The following is a 24,520-nucleotide window of genomic DNA, read 5'->3' as shown; positions in this document are numbered from 1 at the left end:
TCGGTTGGTGGGGCTCAGCACCCCTTGAAAACAGGCGTGCGCTTGTCCGCGAAGGCGCGCAGGCCCTCCTGCATGTCGTGGGAGCGCTGGTGGTCGCGGAACTCCAGCAGTTCATGTCGCAAGGCGTCGGCCAGGGCCTTGTCGGCGGCCTCCGCCGCCACCCGCTTCATGCGCGCCAGCACCAGCGGGCTGCGGCCTGCCAGCTCTGCGGCCAGGGCCTGGGCGCACTGCGCCAGCTCGCTGTCGGCTACCACTTCATTGACCAGCCCGTGGCGCTCCATCTGCGCCGCCGTGAACGTGCGGCCCGTGAACAGCAGGTAGCGGGCCACGTTGACCGGCAGCTTGCGCGGCAACACGGCCGCGCCGCCGGCGCCGGGAAACACGCCGAAGTTGGCATGGGCGTCGCCCAGGCGCGCCGACTCGGCCGCCACCACCAGGTCGCAGGCCAGCACCAGCTCCAGCCCGCCCGCCACCGCCAGACCGTTGACCGCGGCAATGACGGGTTTCGGGAACGTGCGCAGCGTGGCAAAGAATGCCGTTGCCACGTCGATGAAGTCGGCCTCGCCGGCGGCTACCGGCGCCGACACTTCCTTCAGGTCCGCGCCGGCGCAGAAGGCACGGCCATTGGCAGTCAGTACAACCACGCGCACGGCGGGATCGTCCCGCCACAAGCGCAGTTGGGCGTCCAGCCCGCGCATCAGCTCGCGGCTCAGGCTGTTCATGGCGGCGGGCCGGTCCAGGGTCAGCCAGCCCACGGCGCCGCGAAGTTCATGCAGATGGCTCATCGGCGGGCTCCGTTCAGCACAGCTCGATCGCCACCGCCGTGGCCTCGCCACCGCCCAGGCACAGGCTGGCCATGCCGCGGCGCAGGCCGCGCTGGCGCAGCGCGTGGAGCAGCGTCACCAGCAGCCGCGCGCCGGTGGCGCCGACCGGGTGGCCCAGTGCGCAGGCGCCGCCGTTGACGTTGAGCCGGTCATGCGAAATGCCAAGTTCCTGCAGCGTGACCAGGGTCACCACGGCAAAGGCTTCGTTGACCTCGTAGAGATCGACGTCCTGCGCGCTCCAGCCGGCCTTGTCCAGCAGACGGCGCATGGCGGCGGCCGGCGCATCCACGAACTGCTGCGGCGCCTGGGCATGCGTGGCGTGGCCGACGATGCGCGCGAGCGGGGCCAGGCCCTGGCGCAGTGCATCGCTTTCGCGCATCAGCACCAGCGCGGCGGCGCCGTCGGAGATCGACGACGCGTTGCCGGCGGTCACGGTGCCTTCCTTGCGGAATACGGCCTTGAGCTTCGGCAGCCTGGCGGCGTCGCACTGGCCGGGCGTCTCGTCCCGGGTGAACAGCGTCTCGTCGCCTTTGCGCTTGAGCGTAAGCGGGGTGGTCTCGTGGTCGAACGTGCCTTCCTGCACGGCACGCTGGGAGCGCAGCAGGCTTTCACGGGCATAGGCGTCCTGCGCTTCGCGGCCAATGCCGCGCTCCTGCGCCGAGAGATCGGCGTAATAGCCCATCAGGTGGCCTTCGTAGGCATCCTCCAGGCCGTCGCAGTACATATGGTCAAGGAGCTGGCCATGTCCGAGGCGATATCCCTGGCGCCCGCGCGGCACGATATAGGGGGCGTTGGTCATGGACTCCATGCCACCCGCCACCGCCACCGAACAGGTGCCGGCCAGCAGCAGGTCGTGCGCCAGCATGACGGCCTTCATGCCCGAGCCGCACATCTTGCTGAGCGTGGTGGCCGGCGTGGAGACCGGCAGGCCCGCGCCGAGCACGGCCTGGCGCGCCGGCGCCTGGCCCAGGCCGGCGAACAGGCAGCAGCCCATCAGGGCCTCGTCGACCGAGGGCGGGTCGACGCCCGCCTCAGCCACGGCAGCGCGGATGGCCACGGCGCCCAGTTGCGGTGCCGTGTACTGCGCCAGTGCGCCGTTGAACGCCCCGATGGGCGTGCGCTTCGCGCCGACGATCACGATGGAATCAGTTTTCTGCATGTCAGGGGTTCCAGCAAATCAAGGGGTCAGGCTGCGGCAGGCGCCAGTTGCAGCCGCACGAAGTCCAGGATCTCCTGGCCGGTGCCGTTCGGCCGCGCGAACAGCGCATCGCCGAGTGCCGTGGCGCAGGCGGTTTCCGTGCCCGCGCAGGCACGCCATTCATGCAGCCGCCGCGTGAACAGGCCAAGCGCGAGTTCCTCGGTGATGCCGATGGCACCGTGCACCGCGTGCGCGATGGCGGCGACACGGGTGGCCGCCTCGCTGCAGCGCAGCTTGGCGGTGGCCGCCAGCAGCGGGCGCGGCAGGTAGCCGTCGGCGGCGCAGCCCAGGCGCGCGCCGAAGCTCGACGCGTTGGCCTGCTCGGCCAGCACGCTGAGTTCCTGCTGCATCGCCTGGAACTGCGAGATCGCGCGGCCGAACTGCTGGCGGTTGTTGACGTATTCGATGCTCATGGCCTGGATGCGCGCCATGGCGCCGGCCATGCCCGCGGCATGCACGACGTTGCAGATGGCCACCACGTCCGCCGCGCCAGCCGGCATGCGGCGGATGGCCTGTGCCGCCGACTCCCAGCGCAGCGTGGCCGATGCTTGCGCACGGTAGGCCCCGGGCGTGGCATGCGCCAGCGCGCGCGGCATCAGCAGCCACTCGCCGCGCCAGCCAACCAGCACCTGGTGCGCCAGCGCGCCACCCGGCACTTCGCGGCAGACGATGGCATCGCCCGCCAGCGCCAGCGCAGGGGCCACGGCGATGCACTCGCCCGCGCGCTCATGCCCGGCGCTTGCCAGGATGGCGCGAGCGATCGCCGTCTCGGCGAACGGATGGCTCAGGCCGGCGCGGCCGGCGGCCAGGAACAGCGGAAATGCGTCAGTCAGCGACAGGCCCGCCCCGTCCAGCTCCGCGGGCACGAGCGCGTCGGTGTAACCGAGCGCATCGATGGCGGCCCATTGCGCGTCGGCGCCCTCGCCGGACTCGCTGCGCCGCACTTGTTCGTCCGAGCACAGGCCGGTCAGCGCGCGCTCGAAGCCTTCGATCAGGGAATCAGTCATGGTGTGTGTCGTCTCAGCGAAGTCCGAGGGAGCGCGCGATGATGCCGCGCAGGATCTGGCGCGTGCCGCCGCGCAGGGAGAAGCTCGGGCAAAGCTGCGTGATATAGGCATGCGCACGCAACAGGTCTTCGGACGGATGGAAAGCGGGCATCTGCTCCATCGCTTCGCTGATCCAGCCGGGCACGGCCTGCTCGAACTCCGTGCCGAGGTCCTTGACATACGACGCATCGATCTCCGGGTTCTCGCCCTTGTCGAGCCGGTCGGCCACGGCCAGCGACATCGCCCGCAGTACCGCCATGCGGCCCGCGATACGTCCGGCGATCGCCTTGACCGAGTCCGGCACCGGCAGGCCGGATGCCTTCACCTCGGCCAGCCAGGTCTCGGCCAGCATCAGGCTGGTCAGGATGCGCTCCGGGCCGCTGCGCTCGAAGGCCAGCTCCGAGGTCACCTGCTTCCAGCCCGAGCCCTCTTCGCCCACCAGCGCATCCGCGGGCAGGTCCACGTCCTCGAACACCACCTCGCAGAAGTGGCCGTCACCGGCCAGGTCGCGGATCGGGCGCGCGGTGATGCCGGGCAGGCTCAGGTCGATCAGCACCTGCGACAGGCCCTTGTGGCGGTCGCCATGCTGGCCCGAGGTGCGCACCAGCGCGCACATGTATTGCGCGCGGTGGGCATTGGTCGTCCAGACCTTGCGGCCGTTCAGGCGCCAGCCGGTCTCGGTGCGAACCGCGCGGGTGCGCACCGAGGACAGGTCGGAGCCCGTGTCCGGCTCGCTCATGCCGATGCAGATAAAGATCTCGCCGCGGATCAGCTTCGGCAGGAAGAACTGCTTCTGCGCTTCGCTGCCGTAGCGCAGCATCAGCGGCGCGGTCTGGCGGTCGGCGAACCAGTGCGCGGATACCGGCGCGCCGGCGGCGATCAGTTCTTCCACCAGCACGAAGCGGGCAAAGGCGCTGCGGCCGGCGCCGCCGTACTCGGGCGGCAGCGCCAGGCCGATCCAGCCCTGCTCTCCGAGGGCCCGGCTGAATCTGGCGTCAAAGCCCATCCAGGTGCGCGCGCGCACGGGTGCCGGCACGTCGCGCAATGCAGCCTGCAGGAATTCGCGGATGGGTGTCCGCAGCGCCTCATCCTCGGGCGGGATGCTGACGAGCGGAAGGGAATCGTGGGTCGAGTTCAATGTAGCTCCCGGTTTGATTTCAGGGATTCACGGATGCGGCGGCCGGCGCGCCGGCGTCGGCGGCCTCCCCGGCAAGGCGCGTGGCGCCCTGGCTGGCCAGCGCGCGGATCTGTTCCTGGCTGTAGCCGGCCTCGGCAAGCACTTGCGCGCTGTGTTCGCCCAGGCGCGGCGCCTGGCGCGTGACGCGCGGCTGCGACCTGGACCATTGCGACGGGATCGCCATCGAGCGGATCGCACCTTCGCTGGGGTGCTCGACGACATCGAAGAAGCCGACCGCGTCAAGGTGCGGATCCGCCATCAGCGAATCCACCGTATGCAGCTGCATCACCGGCATGTCGGCGGCTTCCAGCACCGTGATCCACTCCGCGGTGGTCCGCGTGGGCATGACTTCCGCCACCATGCGATACAGCGCATGGATATGCTTGTTGCGCTCGACGATGGAACTGAAGCGCGGATCGCTGTCCATCAGGTCGGGCTGGCCGATCAGCGCCAGGAACTTGCGCCACTGCTTGTCGTTGTAGAGCAGCACGCACAGGTAGCCGTCCTGCGTCCGGTACGGACGGCGGTGCTCGTTGAGAATGCGCGAATAGCCGCTGGGGCCGATGGGCGGCTCGAAGGTCAGGCCGCCCATGTGGTCGCCCAGGATGAACTGCGCCATGGTTTCGAACATGGGCACGTCGATCGACTGGCCTTCGCCGGTGCGCTCGCGGTGATAAAGCCCGGCGGTGACCGCATTGACCGCCGCCAGGCCGACGATGCGGTCGGCGATCGCGCTGGGCGCGTAGCGCGGCACGTCGCTGCCGGCCAGCCTGGCCAGCGTCGGGATCGCCACCGCGCCCTGGATCAGGTCGTCGTAGGCGGACTTGGCCGCGTACGGGCCGCCCTGGCCGTAGCCGTACAGGCCCACGTACAGGATGCGCGGGTTGACCTTCGCCACTTCCTGGTAGCTCAGGTTCAGCCGTGCCATCGCCTGCGGGCGCACGTTGTAGATCAGCACGTCGGCGTCGGCGGCGATGCGCAGCAGCGCCTCGCGCCCGGCCGGCGTCTTCAGGTCCAGCACGATGCTGCGCTTGCTGCGGTTGGCATGCAGGAAGATGCCCGACATGCCGGCGTGGCGGCGCGGGCCGACGTCGCGCACGGTATCGCCGTCCGGCGGCTCGACCTTGATCACGTCGGCGCCAAGGTCGCCCAGGATCTGCGTGGCGTAGGGGCCCATCAGCACCGTCGTCATGTCGACGATGCGCACACCCTGCAACGGGCCGCTCATGCGGGGCTCCCCGCCCGCGTGGCGGCGGAAGAATGGAATGCGGTGAGAGTCATCATGCCTCCTTGGATCGTGTTGAAGGACATGCTACGGAAGCACGGACCCCGAGAAAAATACTTTGTGTATGTCGCTCAATACATGGCTTGTATCGGCACCCGCCAAGGCCGGGCGCGGTGGCAAGGCATGCTGAAATTCGCGCTCCTTGATGCTCGCGATGTCAGGCGCGGCGCCGGACGGCGCCGCCGGATAAGCGCGGGAAACGCCGCTGTCGCAGGTTCCCCGCCGTTACTGCATGTGGCCGCCAGGAGCCGTCAGAAGACGTGACGAATGCCTGTGGTCACACCGACCATGCCCTTCTGCCCGGCCATCATCGGATAGCCGTACAGGAACAGCGTCTGCGACGAATCGAAGTTCAGGCCCGCATTGCGCGAGTAGGCCACAGACACATAGACATCGGTGCGCTTGGACAGGCTGTAGTCAGCCAGGAACGAGACCTGCCACGGATTGGCCGGATTGCTGGCGGCTGCGGTCGGGCCCAGGCTGAGGCGCTTGAAGTCGGCGTAGTAGTAGGCCAGCGACAGGCCCAGTGCGCTGGTAGCCTGGTAGTTGACGCCAGTCCAGTAGTAGTCGTCGCGCGCCAGCGTATTGCCGTTGGCGAAGTCCACCTTGGCCCAGCGGTAGCCCATCATCGCCTTGAACGGGCCGGTGGCGTAGCTCACCGCACCGCCTGCCTTGCGGCTGTTGCCTTGCTGGCCGGAGGTCACCGTCGGATGCCACTGGTCATAGGCGATGGTGGCGCCGAAGCCGTTGCTCAGGTAGGTCAGCGAAGCGCCGTAGCCATTGTTGTCGCGGAACGATCCCGGGGTTTCGCCGCTGCCGCTGTTGGCCAGCGGCGTCGAGCCGATCGCCGGCACGCCTACGCCGAACGAATAGTGCGCCGCGGCCTGCAGCGGGCCGAACTGGCCGACGTACTTGACCACATTGTCTTCACGGTAGTTGGTGCCGAGCTGCCACGCCACCGGTTCATAAGTCGTGGCGAAACGCATCGGCGCGAAGTTGGCCATGCCCTCGAAGAAGGACGTGTACTGGCGGCCCAGCATCAGTTTGCCGTAAGCGCTGTTCTGCAGTCCGACGAAGGCCTGGCGTCCGAACAGCCGACCTGATTGCGCGACGCCGGTATCCGGGGCGAAGCCGTCTTCCAGCACGAATATGGCGCTATTGCCGGCACCGAGATCCTCGATACCGCGCAAGCCCCAGCGCGATGGCGAAAGGCCACCCAGCGTTGGCATCGACACACGGCTGCCGCCAGTGGTGGCAGAGACGGGTTGTCCGTTCACGACCGTAGGCTGCGCAGACGCGACGCGATTGACGTATTCGATAGAGCCGTCGATCACGCCGTACAGCGTCACGCTCGAATCCGCCCGCGCTCCCGCACTAAATCCGCCAAGGGCGCCAAGGGCCGCCAGGGCGAAAATTGTCTTCTTCATCTCTTGTCTTCTCCATATAAGTCATCTGCGCCAGACGCAAGCCTGCCGCGCCCCGTCTGGTGCGGGCCACGCCTCCTCCTGAAGCGCGGCGCACAACGRCYTGCCGTGTGCGCACTTGCAAGGAGAACACTGCAGGGACAACTAGCGCCCCCCTGTCGGGAGGCGTTGGCCCTCCCCACACCCCCCCCTCATGTCGAGGGGCGACAAAACCGGCGGGCGGAAGGCCAGGGCGCCGGCCATGGGCAAAAAAAAGCTCCGGCATCACGCCGGAGCGAACACCCCGCCACATTTGACCGTGACGGGCGTGGAGACAGCCTGGTTGCGGCGCTGCGAACCGCGCCCGCGCCGGCTTACACACCATCTCTCGCGAAACGGGCCGCCGGCAGCGGGCAGATATGCGCCGACACGGCGCGGCCTTATGGTCGGTTTGATGCGCAAGCGCCGGCCGCGCGCCCATCAGGCACGCGTATCGCGATCCCAGTCGAAGCGCGCCGGCTTGCCCTGCAGGAACGCGTCCACCGCCTCGGCGTAGTACGGCACCGCCGACGCCAGCGCCTGCGCCTGGCATTCCAGGTCGAGCAAGGTGTCGTAGGAACTTTCGAAAGTCCGGTTGAGCGCGCGCTTCATCAGCGCCAGCGCTTCCTGCGGCGCGTCCACGAAGCGCTGCGCGAACCGGCGCGCCTGCGCGTCGAGCTGGTCGGCCGGATGGACCGCATGCACGATGCCGCAGCGCTGCGCATCGGTCACTGCAAGGCGCCGCCCGGTGAACATCAGTTCCTTGGCCAGCATCATCCCCACGGCCCGCGGCAGCGCATAGAGCGAACCCATGTCGGGCAGCAATCCGACCTTGGCGAACGACATGCAGAACGAAGCGCGCTCCGACGCCAGCACGAAATCCGCCGCCAGGGCCAGCGAAAAGCCCGCGCCCGCGGCCGGCCCGTCCACCGCCGCGATCACGGGGATCTCGAGGTCGCGCAGCCGCCGCAGCCATTTGTGGATGTCCTGCAGCCGACGGCGCATCGCCTCCGGTGCGCGCGCCGAGGGGTCGGGGCTGGAGAAGATCGCCTGGATCGATTTCAGGTCCCCGCCCGCGCAGAAGCTGCCGCCGGAGCCGGTCAGGATCAGTGCGCGAATGCTGCGGTCATCCTCCACGCGGTCGAGCATGTCGTGATAATCCTGGCGCATCTGCAGCGTCAGGGCGTTGCGCGACGCCGGACGCTGGTGCGTGAATACCGCCACGCCGTCGTCAATGGCCAGGTGGCTGTGGCGCAATGGGATCTGCTGGGCCTGCATCGTCGTGTGTCCTCCGGGGAGTGGATAAGCGCGCGGCTCGCCGGCAGCGCGCGCGCGCCGTGTAGCCCATGCCAGCAGTGTGGCGCGCCGCACCGCCGCACCGCCCCCCTCATCAAAGGGGGCCAGGCGCGCGTTGCCGATGAACCGGCGCCTATGCGCGCGCATCGCCCCCAGTGGTGGGGGGCGATGCCGGAGCGGCTCCCGCTTAATGTGGAAGGCATCGGAAATGCAGGCGAGCCCCGCGGGCCGCCGATCCACTGGAGAGCCTTCATGAACTTTGCCCCCGACCCCAATCTCGATGCGTTCCGCCAGGAGGTGCGCGGCTTCCTGCGCCATCACCTGCCGGCCGACCTGCCGCGCCGCAAGGACGGCCTGCGCTCGCCACGTGCAGACGTGGTGCGCTGGCAGCGCATCCTCGCTGCCCAGGGCTGGGGTGCGCCCTACTGGGCGAACGAGCATGGCGGCACCGGCTGGAGCGTGCCGCAGCGCCTGGTATTCGACGAGGAATGCGCAGCGGCCGGCGCCCCTTCGCAGGATTCGTTCGCGCAGAAGCTGGTGGGCCCGGTGCTGAACCATTTCGCCACGCCGGAGCAGAAGGCCGAGCACCTCCCGCCGATCTTCAGCGGCGAGCGCCTCTGGTGCCAGGGCTTCTCCGAACCGGGTTCCGGCTCCGACCTGGCATCGCTGCGCACCAGCGCCGTGCGCGACGCAGAGCACTACGTGGTCAACGGCCAGAAGATCTGGACCAGCTATGCCCATCATGCGGACTGGATCTTCCTGCTGGTGCGCACCGATGCCAGCGCCAGGAAGCAGGCCGGCATCAGCTTCCTGCTGGTCGACATGAAGACGCCGGGCATCACCGTGCGTCCGATCATCAGCATCGACGGCTGCCACCACCTGAACGAGACCTTCTTCGACAACGTGCGCGTGCCGGTGAAGAACCTGGTGGGCGCCGAAGGCGAAGGCTGGAAGATCACCAAGTTCCTCCTCAACAACGAACACGCCTCCACCGCCGACCTGCCCACGCTGCGGCGCCTGCAGGGCCAGATCCGGTCGCTGTCGCACACCGCGCGGGCAGGCGGCGCGACGCTGGCCGGCCGGCACGCGTTCCTGCTGCGCCTGGCACGCTATGAGGCCGAGCTAAAAGCCATCACCATCATGGTCCAGCGCGTGGCGGCGATGGAGCAGGACCACAGCCCGGCGGCCCATGCGATGGGCTCCATGCTGAAGATCCGCGGCACCGAACTGCAGCAACGGATGAGCGAGTTCCTCGTCGAAACGCTGGGCGATCACGGTGCCGTCGCGTATCCGGGCACCCACGCCGAAGCGGATGCACGGCGGCCGCCGCTGCCCATGGCGCACACCGCGCAGGGCATGGCCGCCGAGATGTTCTTCCGCCGCGCCACCACCATCTACGGCGGCACCAGCGAAGTCCAGCGCTCCATCATCGCCAGGTCGCTGTTCAGTTTCTGACGCCGCACAAGGCAAAGGAGTCCTTCGGCATGCCGCCCGAAGGACTCCTGCGAACAGCGCGCAATGCGCTGGAAGGCCGGGAAGGCGGCCGTTGGCGGGAACGGCTATTCGGGCTGCATGCCGGCCGCTGCGATCAGTTGCTTCCACGTCCGCTGGTCCGCCACCACGGACTTGCCCAGCTCGGCCCCGGTGCCGGGGTTGGGCAGGCTGCCGCGGCTGGCATAGTGCGTCATCGCCTCCGGCGAGGCGACGAACTCCAGCGTAAGCCTGGCAAGCCTGTCCACGATCGGCGCCGGCGTGCCCGCAGGGGCGAACAGCCCGCTCCAGTTGATGCGCGACACCGCCTCCACCACCGGGCTGTTCTGCATGCCGGCTTCGGACAAGGTCGGCACATCCGGCATCAGCGTGACGCGCCGCGGACTGAGCACGGCCAGCGCACGCAGCTTGTTCGACTGGATCAGCGGCATCGCCGCCGTGAACTCGACCATGGCGAAATCCACGTTGCCGCCGATCAGGTCAGGCAACAGTGTCGCGGTCGCCTTGTAGGGCACATCCGTCGTCTTGATGCCCGCCGCCTCCGCGAACGCCGCCGCCATCAGCCGGTAGCCGGTGCTGCTGCTGGCGCCGTTGAGCTTGCCGGGCCGGGCGCGTGCCGCGTTGACGAGCTCCGTCACCGACTTGTACGGCGCACTTGCGCCCACCACCAGCGCGACCGGCAACGACGACATCCGCGCGACCGGGACAAAGTCCTTGCCGGGGTTGTACGGCAGTTGCTTGAAGAGATAGGGGTTGGCCGACATCGCGCTGGATGCGGTCAGCAGCAGCGTGTAGCCGTCCGGCGCCGCCTTGGCCACATAGTCACTGGCAATGATCATGTTGGCGCCGGGCCGGTTCTCCACCACTACGCTCTGCCCCAGCTTCTGGGCAAGGAACTTCGCCAGCAGGCGGGTGTAGTCATCGATGCCGGTGCCAGGACTCGCCACGGACACGATCTTGATGACGTGCTCGGGGTAGCGCTGTGCCTGCGCGCCGGCCGGCGTTGCGAGCGCCGCCAGCATGCCGCTGGCGGCGGCGGCCAGGATCCGGCGTCGCAGCGGTGAAATGCCATGGTGCATGGTGTCTCCTCCTCGTGTGTACTGCCCCGCGGGGCAGCGGGTCTTATAGGAAAAAACGGCGCCGCACGGGCGCCGGTTTTCATGCTGGGAGGACGCGAAGTTCCGTCCGTCAGCCCGATGCTCAGGGATACCGCCTCAAAATCGATTCCGCAATGCAGACCGGCTTGCTGCCGCCTTCGCGCTCCACGAGCATCTCCAGCTTGAGCTGCGCGCCACCGTTGTCCAGCGGGTCGAACGACACCAGCCTGAAATGCGCGCGCAGCAGGCTGCCGACCGGAACCGGCGCGGGAAATCGCACCTTGTCCAGGCCGTAGTTGACCCCGGTGCTGCTGTTCCTGATCTTGTAGGCGGTATGCGAAAACGCCGGCAGCAGGCTCAGCGTGAGGAACCCGTGCGCGATCGGCGCGCCGAACGGCCCGCTCTTGGCACGTTCGGTGTCGACGTGGATCCACTGGTGATCGCCGGTCGCATCGGCAAACAGGTTGATGCGATCCTGCTCCAGCACCAGCCATTCGCTGGTCCCGATGGATTCGCCGACCAGCGGCTTCAGGTCACTGATGTTCTCGTAGATCTTCATGCTTGCGTTTCCTCTTCGCCCAGGGATGCTTGCAGCGCGCGCGCGTTGCAAGCCTCATGCAGGTCTGCGTTGCCGAACAGCACGTCCGCCACCACAGCGCGTTTGAAGTAATGGCCCACGGTGTACTCCTCGGTCATGCCGATGCCGCCGTGCAGCTGGATGCCCTGCCCGCTGACATAGCGCGCGGCGCGGCCGATCAGGGCTTTGGCCTGCGACACCGTGCGGGCCAGCTCGGCCTCGCCGTCGTTCTCGATCGAGGCCAGCAGCGCGTACAGCATCGAGCGCGCCACTTCGAGTTCGGCTGCCATGTCCGCCATGCGGTGCTGCAGCGCCTGGAAACTGCCGATGGGCACGCCGAACTGCTTGCGCACCTTGAGGTACTCGGCCGTGATCTCGATCGTCTTCTCCATGCCGCCGATCAGCTCGGCGCACAGCGCGGCGATGCCGTGCGTGAGGCCGTGGCGCAGCGCAGCCTGTGCGCCGCCGGCGTCGCCGAGCAGCGCGTCGGCCGGGACGAACACCTGGCGGAACGTCACCTCCGCGGCCCGGCTGCCGTCATGCAGCGGCAAGGCCACCGCCTGCACGCCGGCAGCGTCGGCCGGCACCAGGAACAGGCTGCACAGCCCGACCGAGCCGGACTTGCCGGGCAGCACCGCTGACACGATAAAGGCATCGGCATCGCCGCCCCCGAGCACCAGCGTCTTGGTGCCCTGCAGGTGGTAGCCGCCGGGCGCCGGTTCGGCGCGCATCGCCACAGGTTCCGGCAGACCGCGCGACTCCGCTTCGCTGTAGGCCAGTGCGAAGCGGCGCGACCCGTCCGCCAGCGCTGGCACCAAGGCGTCCAGCTGCGCGGGGCTGGCGGCCGCCGCCWGGGTCTGTGCCGCCAGCACCGCGCTGCCGAGGTAGGGCTCCACCACCAGGCCGCGGCCTAGTTCAGTGGCGATCAGCACGGTATCGATGATCGAGCCGCCCAGCCCCCCGGCCGCCTCCGGCAGCGCCGCCGCGAGCCAGCCGTTGTCGGCAAAGGTCGCCCAGTGCCGGGCGTTGCAGGTCTCGGCGGACTTGACCCGCGCCGTGCGCGCCTCGAAGGCGTAGTCCCTGTCGACAAAGCGGCGCACGCTGTCCTGCAGCAAGCGCTGTTCGTCAGTCAAATTGAAATTCATGATCGGTCAGTGCCTTCAGAGTTGGAACATTGACTTTGCGATGATGGAACGCTGCACCTCACTGGTACCGCCATAGAYCGTCGAGGCACGGCGGAAGAACATCTCGTTGGTGATGCCGCGGGCGACGTCCTGGCCCGGCAGCGGCGCCGCGGCATCCCCGTCCTGCGGCGTCGGATATGCCACGGCGCCGTGATCCCCCAGCGCTTCGGACAGGAAGCAGCTCATCTTCTGCTGCAGCTCGGTGCCGCGGATCTTCAGGATCGATCCCATCGCATGCGCGGCGGGACTGTGGTCCTCTTCGAGCGCCGCCACGCGCTGCACCAGCGTGGCAATCGCGGCAAGCTCCGCCTCGAAGCGAGCCAGCTGCAGCGCAAACTCATGGCGCTCCAGCAGCATGCTGCCGCCCGGATGGCGGTGCGTTGCCAGCGCGCGGATCTGCGTCAGGTAGCGGCGCAGCATCGGCAGGTCGGCGGCGGTGGCGTGTTCGTTGTTGAGCAGGAACTTGGTGATCTTCCAGCCTTCGCCCTCGGCGCCCACCAGGTTCTTCACCGGTACGCGCACGTTGTCGAAGAAGGTCTCGTTCAGGTGGTGGCAGCCATCGATGGTGACGATCGGGCGCACGGTGATGCCCGGCGTCTTCATGTCGACCAGCAGGAAGCTGATGCCGGCCTGCTTCCTGACCTCGGTATCGGTGCGCACCAGCAGGAAGATCCAGTCCGCGCGGTGCGCGTAGCTGGTCCAGATCTTCTGGCCGTTGACCACGTAGTGGTCGCCGTCGCGCACGGCGCTGGTGCGCAGCGATGCCAGGTCGGAGCCGGAGCCCGGCTCGGAGAAGCCCTGGCACCACTGCCGTGCGCCGCTGAAGATATGCGGCAGGTGCTCGGCCTTCTGCTCGGGCGAGCCGAAAGCGTTCAGCACCGGGCCAAGCAGCTTCTGCGCGCCGGTGTCCTGCGACGGCGCGCCGACCGCCGTGCATTCCTCGTCGAATACCAGGCGCTGCATCACGCTCCAGCCGGTGCCGCCATGCTCGGTGGCCCAGTAAGGCGCGCCCCACCCCTTCTCGTTCAGGATGCGCTGCCAGCGCGTGAGCTCCGGCTTGGGCGAGCGCGTGCCGATGCGGATGCGCCCGCTCAGTCCGGCGGGCAGGTTCTCGCGCAGGAAGGCGCGAACCCGCTCGCGGAAGGCCTCCAGGCCCAGGTCACGTTGAAAATCCATGCTTTGTCTCCTCGGACGCGGCTGGCAGGCCCGCCAGGGCGATTGCCGCCGCGTCGGCTTCAGGGCTGGTGGTCAGACCGGGTCCCAGCCGAACACATCGCGCGACAGGTCCAGCTTGAAGAACGAGCCCTCGAACATCGGGATGGCGCGCTCCACGCACGACTCCACGGTCCAGCCTTCGCTGTTGTGGGCGGTGCGGATCGGGCGCGGCTGCGAGAACAGGTAGACCTCGTTGTTGCGCACGCCGAAGATCTGGCCGGTAACCTGCTTTGCCTGATCCGTCAGCAGCGCGAGCGTGAACGGCGCGATCTTGCCGGCTTCGAGGCGCATATTGATCTTCATGCGCTCGGCCGCTTCCGGCGTGTTGGTCGGGATGCTGCCGACCATGCGCGTGAACGCGAACGGCGCGATGCAGTTCGAGCGCACATTGAACTTCTGCATGTCCACGGCGATGGACTTGGACAGGCCGACGATGCCGAGCTTGGCCGCCGCGTAGTTGGCCTGGCCGAAGTTGCCGATCAGTCCGGAGGTGGAGGTCATGTGCACGAAGGCGCCGCCCTCCTGCGCCTTGAAGTGCGGCGCGACGGCGCGCGAGACATTCCAGCTGCCCTTCAGGTGCACGCGGATCACGGCGTCGAAGTCGTCCTCGCTCATCTTGTGGAAGATGATGTCGCGCAGGTTGCCGGCATTGTTGACCACGCCGTCGACGCGGCCGTACAGGTCCAGCGCCTGTTGCACGATCTTCTGCGCCGAGGCCCAGTCGGCCACGCTGTCGGTATTGGCGGCGGCCTCGCCGCCGGCCGCGCGGATCTCGTCGACGGCCTGCTGGGCCGGTCCGGCGCTGCCGCCGGAGCCATCGATATTGACGCCGAGGTCGTTGACGATCACCCGGGCGCCCTGGCGCGCGGCTTCCTGCGCAATCCCCTTGCCTACGCCGGCACCCGCGCCGGTCACGATGATGACTTTCCCTTCGAGCAAGCTCATGTTTGATACTCCAGAATGGATCGATTTGTTCAGGCTATCGGCAGGCTGGATGGGTTGCTGCCTCGGTGAACATGATTGCGGCCGGCACGCCGGCGAGCACTCCCCAACCCGGGGGGCGCTCCAGAACGGTGCTTATGGAGCGGGATACAGCGCTGCCCCCCGCGCAATCACGCCTGCGCCGGCACCGTGGCGCTCAGGTCGCGCATGCGCGCTGCCGCCCCGCCGCGGCCGCCGACACCGAGCTTGGCGTAGATGTTCTTGAGATGCCATTTGACGGTCTCGGCCGAGACATTGAGCACCTTGGCAATCTTCTTGTTTGACATCGCCTGCGCCACCAGCACCAGGATCTCGCGCTCGCGCTCGCTCAACGCGGCCATGGGGCTCGCGGCCCCGCTGTCGGGCACCTGTTCCTGCCGCGCCGCGGCGCTGCCCGACGCCTGCTGCAGGCGCTCGACGTAGAACGCCAGCACGGGCTCGCCCACGGCGTCATGGACAAGGCGGCTGAACCGGTCGGGCGTGCCTTCCAGGACATCGAGAAGCGTCCGTGTCAGCCCGAGCCGGTGGCCTTCGCGCACGGCGTGGACGAAGTCCTGGCGCGCGGCCTGCGCCTCGCCGAGGCCCAGGCGCGCGATGGCGAGCTGCAGCCGCAGGCTGACCGCGCCCAGCGCCTGCTCGCTGCCGGCGAGCAAGAGCTGGATGCGCTCGATCGCGTTGGCATAGTCCTTGGTGTGCAGCGCCATGTCGACGCCGGCGCGCGCGGCCGCCCGCGCAGTCTGGGCCGCCCGCTCCGGGCCGGCCCCGGCATAGCGCTCCGCCAGGCCCTGGATGCACTCCAGCACCACATTGGCGCGCTCCATCTCGTCGCGCTGCAGATGGCGGCGCAGCCGCAGCACCAGCGCCTCGGCAAGCAGCCGGTCCAGGCCGTAGCGCACCGCATACGCCTCGAGCCGGTCCAGGTAAGCCAGCGCCTGCGCATGGCGGCCCGCGAGCCAGTGCGCATTGGACAGCACCAGGCAAGCGCGCAGCACGATCTCCGGCAGCGACACGCGCTCGAGCACCTCGATGCGCGGCTCGAGCAACTGGCAGGCTGCCTCGGTTTCGTTCAGCTCATACAGGGTATCGGCCAGCAGCCCGGCGGCCATGCAGGCCAGGCCAACGTAGGCGGCACCGTGGCGCTCGGCTTCTTCCATCACCTCGCGTACGATCTTGCCGGCCAGCTTGAGCTTGCCCTCGCGCGCCAGGCTGATGGCATGGATGCAGCGGCCGAGCTGGCCGCTGCGCGGCGCGCCGGTGCGCATCTCGGCTTCTTCCAGCACGCTGCGGGCCAGGCCGTAGTCGCCGCGCGCGGTGAGAAGCCATGACAACACATTGCCACGCGAATGCCAGGCAAAATCATCGATGTCGTCCGGCACGTCCCACAGGCGCGGCAGCATGGCCGTCGCCGCGTCGGTGTTATCCAGTTGCAGGGCCAGCCCAGCCCGCAACAGGCACAGCGTGTAGCACTCGCGCGCATCCAGCCGGTCCTGCTGCGATTCCATCTGGTCCAGGCTGCGCTGCAACTGGTCGAAATCCCGGGCGTAGAGCTGCAGATAGGCATTGACGACATGCAGGCCGAAACGCCCCTCCACCTGCTCCGTCGGCAGCATGCGCATCAGCCCCGCCACCTGGTGCAGCTTGCCGCGCGACAGCAGCGCGTGCGCGCAGCCTTCGACCATGCCCGCCGCCATGTCGGCGTGGCCGGCGCTGACGGCATGGAACACGGCCTCGTCCAGGTGCCCGCGGCGCTCGAACCAGCGCCATGCCGCGGCGTGCAGCGCGCGCTGCCCGGCCTCGCCGCGGCCGGCCAGGCGGTCGAGCAGCGTTTCACGCAGCAATGGATGGATGCGGTACCACGTCTCGTGGTCGGCACCGTCTTCCGAGGTGATGAACAGATGGTCGGCCACCAGCCGGCCCAGCCGGGACTGGATCTGGGCAATGCCCGCAAGGGGCCCGACAATGTCCGCGCAAAGCGGTGCGCTGAAGCGCTGGCAGATGGCCACGCTGACCAGCATGTCCAGGTCGGCCGGTGCCAGCCGCGCCAGCACCTCGCGCCCGAAATAGCCGGCAAATGCGCCGGTATCCTGCATGCGCGTCAGCGCGGACCTGCCGCCCTGCCGCGTGCGCAGGTCGACGGCAAAGAGCTGCAGCCCCGCCACCCAGCCGTCCGTGAGCGCATGCAGCGCAGCGGCATCGCTGCTGCCGATGGCGCCGAGCTGCTCGCGCAGGAAGCGTTCCGACTCGTCCTGCGTAAAGCGCAGGTCGCGCATGCCGAACTCCGCCACCRTGCCCTGCAGGCGCAGCCGCTCCATCGACAGCTCCGGCGCGCTGCGCGAGCTGAACACCAGGTGCAGCGGTGGCGGCGCATAGTCCAGGAGCCATTGCAGCGCCTGCAGCACGCGCGTGTCGGCGATCTGGTGCAGGTCATCGATCATCAGCACCAGCGCGCGCTGTCGCTGGGCCAGCGCCTGGACCAGCGTGATCACCCAGAGTTCGATGGCGGCCTCGCTGCAATCGGCGCCGACCACCTGCGCGGCGGCGGCGGCGGCGCCGGGGTCGGCTTCGCCGATGCTGGCCAGCAGGTAGTCGAAGAAACGGGCGGGCTCGTTGTCCTCCGCCGCCAGCGACAGCCAGCACACGTCATACCCGAGCGGCAGGATGGCCTTGCGCCACGCCATCAGGGTGCTGGTCTTGCCACTGCCGGCATGGCCCTGGATCACCACGCAGCGCTGGCGGCGCGCTTCAAGCAGCCGGTTCAGCAGCGCCTCGCGCGGCATGAGCTGGCGTGCGCCGCGCGGCGGCTGCACCCTGATGCTGGCAATGGGTCGCCACTCAGGCGCAGGCACCGCGGTGCCGCCCGTTCCCGGCAAGCGCTCTGCGGATGACGCATCCGCCAGCAATCCGGTCGGGCCGGCGGCGGCGGGCACGTGCCCCGCGTCAGCCGAGCCGCGGATCCATTGATACGCGGTGCCCGTGCCGGTCTGCATGGCGGACTCGATGGCCGCGAGCAGTTCGGGAATGCCGGCGGGAAAGCCGGCCGGGACGCCCCCCGGCCCCTGGCCCTGCGCATCGCGCAGGAAGCGCTGCACCAGGCGCAGCCAGCTCGCCACGCTGGGCGCGAGCTGCACGCTGATGCGCGGATGCTGCCGCAACCAATGCTGCAACGATGCATCGTAGTGGCCGGCATGGCTGACCGCCAGCACCAGCAGCCGGCATCCGGGCCCCGCCGCGGCGTCGGCCCGGTGCAGGAACGTCGGCCATGCCTCATCGCGGACGATACCTGCCGGCGCATCGGGCAGGCTGCCGTCCAGCATCGTCAGCGCCGTCATCRGCGAGACCGCGAGGCTGCGCTGATGGGCCGGCAGCGAACGCATGTGGCAAGCGCCCTGCCGCGCGGGCGGCACGGCCACATCGCTGTCGCCCGCGTCTGCGATCGACAGCACCAGCGCATGGACGTGCGGCGCGGCATGGAGGGCAATGACTTCCTGCCTCATGACGGATGGTGCCATGCCATCCCCGGCGCTGGCGTCGGGGGGAACCACGCCGCCCGGGGCGATCCGTTGCGGCGCGGCGCCGGCAAGCTCCTGCGCCGGCATGCCGTAGCCGTGACGGCTGGCGCCGGGCTTGAGGCCTGCCGCGCGCCAGTGGCGCGAGACGCTGGCCGCGCTCACGCCGAGTTCGGCGGCAAGGGTGCGGGTGCTCCAGCTGCGTGGCGCTTCTGCGTTCTCGCAATGGGTCAGCATCGCCAGGCGGGCAACATCCACCTTCACCGGCGGCGCGCCGCGCGGCAGGTCCTGCAGGATCCCGCCCAGTCCCGCCATCACAAAGCGCTCGCGCCAGCGTGCCACCTGTGCCCGGCCGACGCCGAGTTGCGGTGCAATTTCCTTGTTCTGCTCGCCATCGGCGGCCAGCAGGATGATGCGCGCGCGCTGCGCCAGCCGGGCCGGCGCGTCGGCGGCGCGGGTCAGCGCCTCGAGATCGGAGCGTTCCTGCTCCGTCAGGGTGATTCGGGGGGCAACACGCATGGACAGCCTCTGCGGATTGACGATGGCTTGGAGCCATGGAAATGCGATAGCGGTGCGTTGGCGCACCGCCGGCAGGACGCTTCGGCGCCTCAGCCCTGTGCCGCAACGGCGGCGGGCACGGGCTCCTGGTACAGCGTTTCGATCAGCGGCTTGCGGCGTTCGCGCGTGGTGGCCTGGTTGATGTAGCCCTTGTCGGCCACTTCATTGGCATCGATCGACGCCGGCTCGGCCATCAGCAGCACGCGGCGCACCTGTTGGCTGACGCCGCCACCGGCGCCGTTGCGCAAGCGCTGTTGCACGGCCTGCAGCACCAGCGGATGCGATACCAGCGCCGCGGCGCCCAGGGCGGCCAGTTCGGGTGCCAGCGCCTGGCAGGCCACCACGTTGGGCCATGCCAGCGCCGCCACGTAGCCCCGGTCATGGCCGCAGATCACCGCGTCGGTCAGCAGGGGCGCGCATTGCTCGAGCAGCGCCACGCGCACGGCGCCGGTGCGCACCCAGGTGCCGTTGACCAGCTTGAAGTCCTCCACGCAGCGCCCGGCATAGCGCAGCCCTTCGGCCGGCGCGTGCGCCACCGCCAGCCGCACGGCATCGCCCATGCAGTAGAAGCCCTCTTCGTCGAAGGCGGCTCCGGTCAGGTCCGCGCGACCGAGGTAGCCCTTGAACAGATTGCGGCCGCGCATGCGGATTTCATAGCGGCCGTCGCCGCCATCGAGCGGCACCAGCTTGACTTCGACGCCGGGCGCCGGCATGCCGAGGTTGCCGGTCTCGTCGGTCGGCCGGCTGAAGTTCAGGCCCATCGCGGTGGTCTCGGTGGCACCGAAGCCACTGGTGAACAGGATGCGCTCGCCGGTGATGCGCTCGGCCAGGCCCTGGAAGCGCGCATAGACGTCGGCCGGCAGGCTGGCGCCGCCGAAGCTGACGAACATCAGCCTCGCAAAGAAGGCGCGGGCCAGTTCGTCATCGCGCTCCAGCTCGGTCACCAGCATGGCCCATGCCGCCGGCACGGTGGCGAACATGGTCGGCGACACCTCGCGCAGGTTCTGCAGCGTGCGCGCGAACTGGCCCGCCACCGGACGCCCGTCGTCGATGTAGTAGGAAGCACCCAGCACAAAGGCACGGCCGAGGTTGCCGACACCGCCGAAGACATGGCTCCACGGCAGCCAGTCCAGCACCACCGCGCCCTGGTAGACCGGCGCGGCATGCGCGAACAGGAACTGGCCGATCAGGGCCTGGATGCTGGCGTAGGAGATCTCCACGCCCTTCGGCACACCGGTGGAACCCGAGGTGAAGAAGATGCGCGCGGTATGCTCGGGCCGCACCGCGGCATGCGCGGCCTCGAGCCGCGCCAGGCGCTGCGGCGTCAGCGCGGTTTCGCGCAGCGCCTCCCATGCCACCTGCCCCGCGGCCGCGCCCTCCACCGCGATGACCGCCCGGGCCGGCACCGCCAGCGCATCCAGCGCACGCGCAAACTGCGGCGCCGACTGCACGAAAACCGCCGCTGGCGCCAGCAGCTGGTGGATATCCCTGAGCCGCACGAAGTCCTTGCTCTGCAGCGAATACGCGGCGGAGGTCGCGGCACAAGGGATGCCGGCATATTCGGCGGCCGCGACCAGCAGCGCATGCTCGATCGAATTGCCGGAAAGGATCATCAGCGGCTGCTGGCGCGACAGGCCCATCTCCAGCAAGCCGGCCGCCACGGCCAGCATCTGCCGGTGAAAATCGCCCCAGGACAGAATGCGCCACGCGCCGGCGCTGTCGCGCTGGGCCAGCGCAGTCTGCGCGGCGCGCTGCTGCGCCCAGCCCTGCACGAAGCCGCTGAACCCCAGATGGGGGGATGGCACCGGCTCGGTGGCCGCGCGCAGCAGCAGCGTGCCGTCCGGCCGCGCCACATGGATGGCGTCGGCCGTGCGCAGCGCGGCATCACGGTAGCGAGGCGACGTAGCGGGCATGCCGTGCGTCAGGGCGGCCTCCGTGGCTGGGTGGCGATGGTTCAACATTGTCTTCAGTCTCCTCTGCTTGCGCCCTGGACCTGTCATCTCCAGGGCCGATATCGGTCAGTCGATGGTGGCGCCCGAGCGCTGGATGGTGGCCTTCCATTTGCTGCGCTCGGCCTTGACGAAGTCAGCGAACGGCTGAGCGGACATCGGCAGCGGCACGCCACCCATCTTGTGGATGGCATCGACGGCCGCCGGGTCCTGCAGCATGCGGCCGATGCCGGCCTGCCACCTGGCTACGACAGCGGCCGGCGTGCGCGCCGGGAAGAACAGGCCGATCCACGAAGTGGACTCCGCCTCGGGGTAGCCGGCCTGCGCGATGGTGGGCACCTGCGGCAGCGCCGGCAGGCGCGTGGCGCCCGTTACTGCCAGCGCGCGCAGCTTGCCGGCCTGGATCTGCGCCAGCGTGGACGCCGGATAGTCGAAGGTCATGTCGACCTGCCCGGCCAGCAGGTCATTGATGGACGGCGCGCTGCCCTTGTACGGGACATGCACAAACCTGACGCCGGCCTGCGCCTGGAACAGCTCGGCGGCCAGGTGCGTGCCGGTGCCGTTGCCGGCGGAAGACACGGTCAGCTTGCCGGGATTGGCCTTGGCAAAACCGACCAGCTCCCCGACGGACTGGTACGGCAGCCGGCTGTTCACGACCAGTACATTGGGAATGGAAACCAGCCCCTGCGCGGCGACGAAGTCCCTGGCCGGATCGAAGCGCAGCGCCTTGTACAGGTACTGGTTGCTCGCCATGGTCCCTTGCGTGCCCATCAGCACCGTGTATCCGTCCGGCTCGGCGCGCGCCGCCAGTTCGGTGGCCAGGTTGCCGCCCGCGCCGGGACGGTTGTCGACAATGACGCGGATGCCGGCATCACGCGTCATGCGCGCTGCTACCAGCCTGCCCAGCTGGTCGGTGATGCCGCCAGGCGGCCCCGGCACCACGAGCGTGACCGGCTTTTCGGGATAGGTGCCCTGCGCCTGTGCGGGCTGCGCTGCCCACGCCAGGGCGCCGGCTCCGAATGCCGCGGCACAGGTAGCGGCCAGTGTCCACTTACACAGGCGCCAGCACCGTTTTACAACGGATCTTTGCATTTCCAGTCTCCATTTCAGCGCCGGTGCTCCGGGACGGTGCCGGGCAGCCGAGGTGCGATGTGTTCTTGTCGCTCATCTTTCATCTACGAGCATTCGGAGCAATCCACCAAATGCCGTACTTAAAGATACTACGCCATTTCGTACTTATCTACCAGTGGTCGTAGAAATGACGGATATGTTCCACCTGAGCGCAGGCACGGCGCGACACGGCAGTGACCTGGTGGCGCCAAAAGCACCCCCGGAAGGGCTACGCCACCCTGTACCGCTGATAGCGGGGCTTATCCCGCGGCGCGTGGCTTATCCCGCGTCCGCCCCCCTTGGTCGAGTGGGGGCGAATGCCGGGCCGCTGCGTGACACTGTTCCGAAGATTCCGCAGCCCCCAGCCAGAAGCGGCTGCCAACGACGAGACCAGCCCATGCAGTACGACGCACCCCTCACCCCGGCCCCGCCATCCCTGCCGCAATGCCGGCCGGCGCCAGCGCGCCAGACGCCGCAGGCCCTTACGCCGATGGAGCGGCTCATGGACCTGTTGCAGGAGGTGCGCCAGTTCAGCAGCCAGCTGCAGCGCAAGGCCAGGCAATCGGCCCGCGGCGCCGGCGGGCCGGCCTATGCCGATGCATTGCACACCATGCTGTGCGACCGCATGCGCAGCGGCGATGCCCGCATGCGCATCGTCTGCTACGCGTCGGCGGCGGAACTGGGCGTGCCAGTGGAACTGCAGCCGGAACACTGCCGGCAGGCCATGAGCGGCGGCCGGGGCTTCCCCTTGCGCGTGCTGTTCTGGGCCGCGCACCGGCGCGTGCAGGCTGCCAGACGGCCGCGCCGCCATGCGGCGGCACAGCCGTGGAACTGAAGCGACCGACCGAATTGCCGCCCGCGCCGCGCGCGCGGGCATGGAGCCCGACCATGATGACCAGCACGACTGACCGGACCGCCATCCACACGCGACAGGTGACCTGCCACGGGTACGAGCGCAGCGATGGCATGCTCGAGATCGAGGCCGAACTGCGCGACCTCAGCCCCACCGGAACCGACCTGTTGTTCAAGCAGGTGCCGCCGGGCGGCGCCATCCACCATATGCGCATCGTGGTGACGATGGACCGGGCGCTGCTGATCCACGACGTGAAGGCCGTGATCGAAACCGGCCCGACCGAGTACTGCCGCGCGATCGAGTCTGCCTACGCCGGCCTGATAGGCCTGCAGATCCGCGGCGGCTTCCGCCAGCAGGCCAGGGCGATCGTGGGCGGCGTGCGCGGCTGCACCCATCTGACCGAACTGCTCGGCCCGCTGGCCACCACCGCCACGCAGACCACCATGGCCATCGGCCGCCGCGAGCGCAAAGGCCGCTGGCCGGGCGAGGGCACCGGGCCCATGCCGAAGCCCGTGCTGATCGGCAGCTGCCACACCTACCACGAGGACGGCGAGGCGGCGAAGCTGCTGTGGCCTGTGCACCGGCGCGTGCCGGCCGCGCAGGACGCCTGATCACTGGCGTCGGCAGCGCGGCGCCGCTGCCGAGGCCGCATGACGCGCATCGCGCGCTACCAGCAAGCCGGGCCGCCTCGGGCACCTGGCCGCTACGAAAACCACGGAGAAGACATGAGCTGTTTTGCAGAACGGGCCCGCGGGCCTTTGCGTACGTTGCTTGCGTTGCTCTGCCTGCCCGCGCTGCCAATGCCAGCCGCGGCGCAGGCGTATCCGGAGCGGCCGGTGCGCATCGTCTCGATCACCAGCGCCGGCACCGGCGCCGATGACTACACGCGCCTGCTGGCCAGGCACCTGGGACAGAAACTCGGGCAGAGCTTCGTGGTCGAGAACAAGCCCGGCGCGAACATGATCCTGGCCTGCGACTATGTCGCCAAGTCCGCGCCGGATGGCTACACGCTGCTGCTCTCGGCGTCCGGCGCCATGGCCGCCAACCCCTTCCTCTTCAAGCGGCTGCCCTATGACCCGCTGAAGGACTTCGTGCCGATCGCGCGCATGTCGGTGATTCCGGTCGCGCTGGTCGTGCCGGCCACCTCGCCGTACCGCACGGTGGYCGACCTGGTTGCCGCGGCCAGGGCGAAACCGGGCACGCTTAACTTCGGCACCTCGAGCACGGGCTACCGGACCATCCTCACCGCGTTCAACGACGCCGCGAAGATCCAGGCCGTGAGCGTTCCCTACAAGGCCATGAGCACGCTGCTGCCCGACCTGATGAGCGGCGTGGTCGACTACGGCGTCGTCGAGGTATCGGCCGTGGTGCCCCACGTGCAGTCGGGCAAGCTGCGCGCGCTGGCGGTCACCGCCAACGCACGCATGCCGCAGCTCAAGGACGTGCCCACCATGGCCGAGGCCGGCATGCCGGCGGCAGCGGTGAACAGCTGGACCGGCCTGTTCGCGCCGGCCGGCACGCCGCAGGCTGTCGTCGACAAGCTCGCGCGGTACACGCTGGAGTTCGTGAACTCGCCGGAGGCGCTCGCGCACTACGGCGCGCGCGGCAGCCTGGCCTTTCCCGCGAACGGCGCCGAGCTGCGCCAGACCATCGTCGCCGACCAGCAGATGTGGAAGCGCCTGATCACACTGGCCGGCATCGAGCCGGAATGACGCACGCGGCGTTTGCCGG

At 69.1% G+C, this 24,520-nt stretch carries 19 protein-coding genes; 4 read left to right on the top strand and 15 right to left on the bottom strand.

From position 1 onward, the window contains the following. Nucleotides 1–14 precede the first annotated feature (14 nt). The 7 genes from AC1DO7_RS09455 to AC1DO7_RS09425 all read right to left on the bottom strand — a co-directional run bounded on the left by AC1DO7_RS09455 (nucleotide 15) and on the right by AC1DO7_RS09425 (nucleotide 8,250). The gene (locus AC1DO7_RS09455) at nucleotides 15–785 is read right to left on the bottom strand and encodes an enoyl-CoA hydratase/isomerase family protein (protein ID WP_441613529.1); all 771 of its coding nucleotides are present in this window, start codon (nucleotides 783–785) and stop codon (nucleotides 15–17) included. Between the two features lie 13 nt (nucleotides 786–798). Further along, nucleotides 799–1,983, bottom strand: coding sequence for an acetyl-CoA C-acyltransferase (locus tag AC1DO7_RS09450; protein WP_441613528.1), 1,185 nt, complete (start codon nucleotides 1,981–1,983; stop codon nucleotides 799–801). Between the two features lie 26 nt (nucleotides 1,984–2,009). Continuing rightward, a complete protein-coding gene (locus AC1DO7_RS09445; protein ID WP_441613527.1) occupies nucleotides 2,010–3,029 on the bottom strand; it encodes an acyl-CoA dehydrogenase family protein in 1,020 nt (339 codons plus the stop codon). A gap of 13 nt (nucleotides 3,030–3,042) precedes the next feature. After that, nucleotides 3,043–4,206: an acyl-CoA dehydrogenase family protein gene (locus AC1DO7_RS09440; RefSeq protein WP_441613526.1), complete on the bottom strand. Its 1,164-nt coding sequence runs from the start codon at nucleotides 4,204–4,206 to the stop codon at nucleotides 3,043–3,045. Between the two features lie 19 nt (nucleotides 4,207–4,225). Then, nucleotides 4,226–5,473, bottom strand: coding sequence for a CaiB/BaiF CoA transferase family protein (locus tag AC1DO7_RS09435; RefSeq protein ID WP_441613525.1), 1,248 nt, complete (start codon nucleotides 5,471–5,473; stop codon nucleotides 4,226–4,228). Between the two features lie 308 nt (nucleotides 5,474–5,781). Beyond that, a complete protein-coding gene (locus AC1DO7_RS09430; protein ID WP_441613524.1) occupies nucleotides 5,782–6,957 on the bottom strand; it encodes a porin in 1,176 nt (391 codons plus the stop codon). Nucleotides 6,958–7,413: 456 nt separating this feature from the next. Further along, a complete protein-coding gene (locus AC1DO7_RS09425) occupies nucleotides 7,414–8,250 on the bottom strand; it encodes an enoyl-CoA hydratase/isomerase family protein (RefSeq protein WP_441613523.1) in 837 nt (278 codons plus the stop codon). A 270-nt stretch (nucleotides 8,251–8,520) separates the two neighbouring features. On the opposite strand from AC1DO7_RS09425, the gene AC1DO7_RS09420 reads away from it, so the two are divergent. Further along, complete coding sequence (locus AC1DO7_RS09420) at nucleotides 8,521–9,723, top strand: acyl-CoA dehydrogenase (protein ID WP_441643425.1); 1,203 nt, start codon at nucleotides 8,521–8,523, stop codon at nucleotides 9,721–9,723. Between the two features lie 104 nt (nucleotides 9,724–9,827). On the opposite strand, the gene AC1DO7_RS09415 is transcribed toward AC1DO7_RS09420, so the two are convergent. The 8 genes from AC1DO7_RS09415 to AC1DO7_RS09380 form a co-directional block, all read right to left on the bottom strand. Then, entirely contained in the window at nucleotides 9,828–10,838 is a 1,011-nt protein-coding gene (locus AC1DO7_RS09415) for a Bug family tripartite tricarboxylate transporter substrate binding protein (RefSeq protein WP_441613521.1), read from the bottom strand. 121 nt (nucleotides 10,839–10,959) lie between these two features. After that, nucleotides 10,960–11,415, bottom strand: a complete 456-nt coding sequence (locus AC1DO7_RS09410) for a MaoC family dehydratase (RefSeq protein ID WP_477116034.1) — start codon at nucleotides 11,413–11,415, stop codon at nucleotides 10,960–10,962. After that, nucleotides 11,412–12,578 carry an acyl-CoA dehydrogenase family protein gene (locus tag AC1DO7_RS09405; RefSeq protein ID WP_477116033.1) on the bottom strand — a complete coding sequence of 389 codons (1,167 nt, stop codon included), beginning with the start codon at nucleotides 12,576–12,578 and terminating at the stop codon, nucleotides 11,412–11,414. Before AC1DO7_RS09405 ends, AC1DO7_RS09410 begins: the two co-directional genes overlap by 4 nt. Nucleotides 12,579–12,593: 15 nt before the next feature. Further along, nucleotides 12,594–13,793, bottom strand: a complete 1,200-nt coding sequence (locus AC1DO7_RS09400) for an acyl-CoA dehydrogenase (protein ID WP_477116032.1) — start codon at nucleotides 13,791–13,793, stop codon at nucleotides 12,594–12,596. A gap of 72 nt (nucleotides 13,794–13,865) precedes the next feature. Beyond that, entirely contained in the window at nucleotides 13,866–14,777 is a 912-nt protein-coding gene (locus AC1DO7_RS09395; RefSeq protein WP_441613517.1) for an SDR family NAD(P)-dependent oxidoreductase, read from the bottom strand. A gap of 167 nt (nucleotides 14,778–14,944) precedes the next feature. Continuing rightward, the gene (locus tag AC1DO7_RS09390; RefSeq protein WP_477116031.1) at nucleotides 14,945–18,838 is read right to left on the bottom strand and encodes a LuxR C-terminal-related transcriptional regulator; all 3,894 of its coding nucleotides are present in this window, start codon (nucleotides 18,836–18,838) and stop codon (nucleotides 14,945–14,947) included. Between the two features lie 89 nt (nucleotides 18,839–18,927). After that, nucleotides 18,928–20,838, bottom strand: a complete 1,911-nt coding sequence (locus AC1DO7_RS09385) for an AMP-binding protein (protein WP_441613515.1) — start codon at nucleotides 20,836–20,838, stop codon at nucleotides 18,928–18,930. Between the two features lie 57 nt (nucleotides 20,839–20,895). Beyond that, nucleotides 20,896–21,918, bottom strand: coding sequence for a Bug family tripartite tricarboxylate transporter substrate binding protein (locus tag AC1DO7_RS09380; RefSeq protein WP_441613514.1), 1,023 nt, complete (start codon nucleotides 21,916–21,918; stop codon nucleotides 20,896–20,898). Nucleotides 21,919–22,333: 415 nt separating this feature from the next. On the opposite strand from AC1DO7_RS09380, the gene AC1DO7_RS09375 reads away from it, so the two are divergent. The 3 genes from AC1DO7_RS09375 (at nucleotide 22,334) to AC1DO7_RS09365 (ending at nucleotide 24,501) form a co-directional block, all read left to right on the top strand. Next, nucleotides 22,334–22,771 (top strand): hypothetical protein, encoded by a 438-nt coding sequence (locus tag AC1DO7_RS09375; RefSeq protein WP_477116030.1) that lies wholly within the window; start codon nucleotides 22,334–22,336, stop codon nucleotides 22,769–22,771. 53 nt (nucleotides 22,772–22,824) lie between these two features. After that, complete coding sequence (locus tag AC1DO7_RS09370) at nucleotides 22,825–23,400, top strand: DUF2889 domain-containing protein (protein ID WP_441613512.1); 576 nt, start codon at nucleotides 22,825–22,827, stop codon at nucleotides 23,398–23,400. A 114-nt stretch (nucleotides 23,401–23,514) separates the two neighbouring features. Further along, entirely contained in the window at nucleotides 23,515–24,501 is a 987-nt protein-coding gene (locus AC1DO7_RS09365; RefSeq protein WP_477116029.1) for a Bug family tripartite tricarboxylate transporter substrate binding protein, read from the top strand. Nucleotides 24,502–24,520 lie beyond the last annotated feature (19 nt).

The sequence above is a fragment of the Cupriavidus sp. 05N40 genome (assembly GCF_056397305.1).
The sequence above is the reverse complement of the archived record's forward strand: the minus strand, read 5'-3'. Positions and strand labels throughout refer to the sequence as shown.

Coding starts and splice junctions, on each gene's coding strand:
- AC1DO7_RS09455 (WP_441613529.1), bottom strand. CDS start 785: ATGAGCCATCTGCATGAACTTCGCGGCGCCGTGGGCTGGCTGACCCTG.
- AC1DO7_RS09450 (WP_441613528.1), bottom strand. CDS start 1,983: ATGCAGAAAACTGATTCCATCGTGATCGTCGGCGCGAAGCGCACGCCC.
- AC1DO7_RS09445 (WP_441613527.1), bottom strand. CDS start 3,029: ATGACTGATTCCCTGATCGAAGGCTTCGAGCGCGCGCTGACCGGCCTG.
- AC1DO7_RS09435 (WP_441613525.1), bottom strand. CDS start 5,473: ATGAGCGGCCCGTTGCAGGGTGTGCGCATCGTCGACATGACGACGGTG.
- AC1DO7_RS09430 (WP_441613524.1), bottom strand. CDS start 6,957: ATGAAGAAGACAATTTTCGCCCTGGCGGCCCTTGGCGCCCTTGGCGGA.
- AC1DO7_RS09425 (WP_441613523.1), bottom strand. CDS start 8,250: ATGCAGGCCCAGCAGATCCCATTGCGCCACAGCCACCTGGCCATTGAC.
- AC1DO7_RS09420 (WP_441643425.1), top strand. CDS start 8,521: ATGAACTTTGCCCCCGACCCCAATCTCGATGCGTTCCGCCAGGAGGTG.
- AC1DO7_RS09415 (WP_441613521.1), bottom strand. CDS start 10,838: ATGCACCATGGCATTTCACCGCTGCGACGCCGGATCCTGGCCGCCGCC.
- AC1DO7_RS09410 (WP_477116034.1), bottom strand. CDS start 11,415: ATGAAGATCTACGAGAACATCAGTGACCTGAAGCCGCTGGTCGGCGAA.
- AC1DO7_RS09395 (WP_441613517.1), bottom strand. CDS start 14,777: ATGAGCTTGCTCGAAGGGAAAGTCATCATCGTGACCGGCGCGGGTGCC.
- AC1DO7_RS09385 (WP_441613515.1), bottom strand. CDS start 20,838: ATGTTGAACCATCGCCACCCAGCCACGGAGGCCGCCCTGACGCACGGC.
- AC1DO7_RS09380 (WP_441613514.1), bottom strand. CDS start 21,918: ATGCAAAGATCCGTTGTAAAACGGTGCTGGCGCCTGTGTAAGTGGACA.
- AC1DO7_RS09375 (WP_477116030.1), top strand. CDS start 22,334: ATGCAGTACGACGCACCCCTCACCCCGGCCCCGCCATCCCTGCCGCAA.
- AC1DO7_RS09370 (WP_441613512.1), top strand. CDS start 22,825: ATGATGACCAGCACGACTGACCGGACCGCCATCCACACGCGACAGGTG.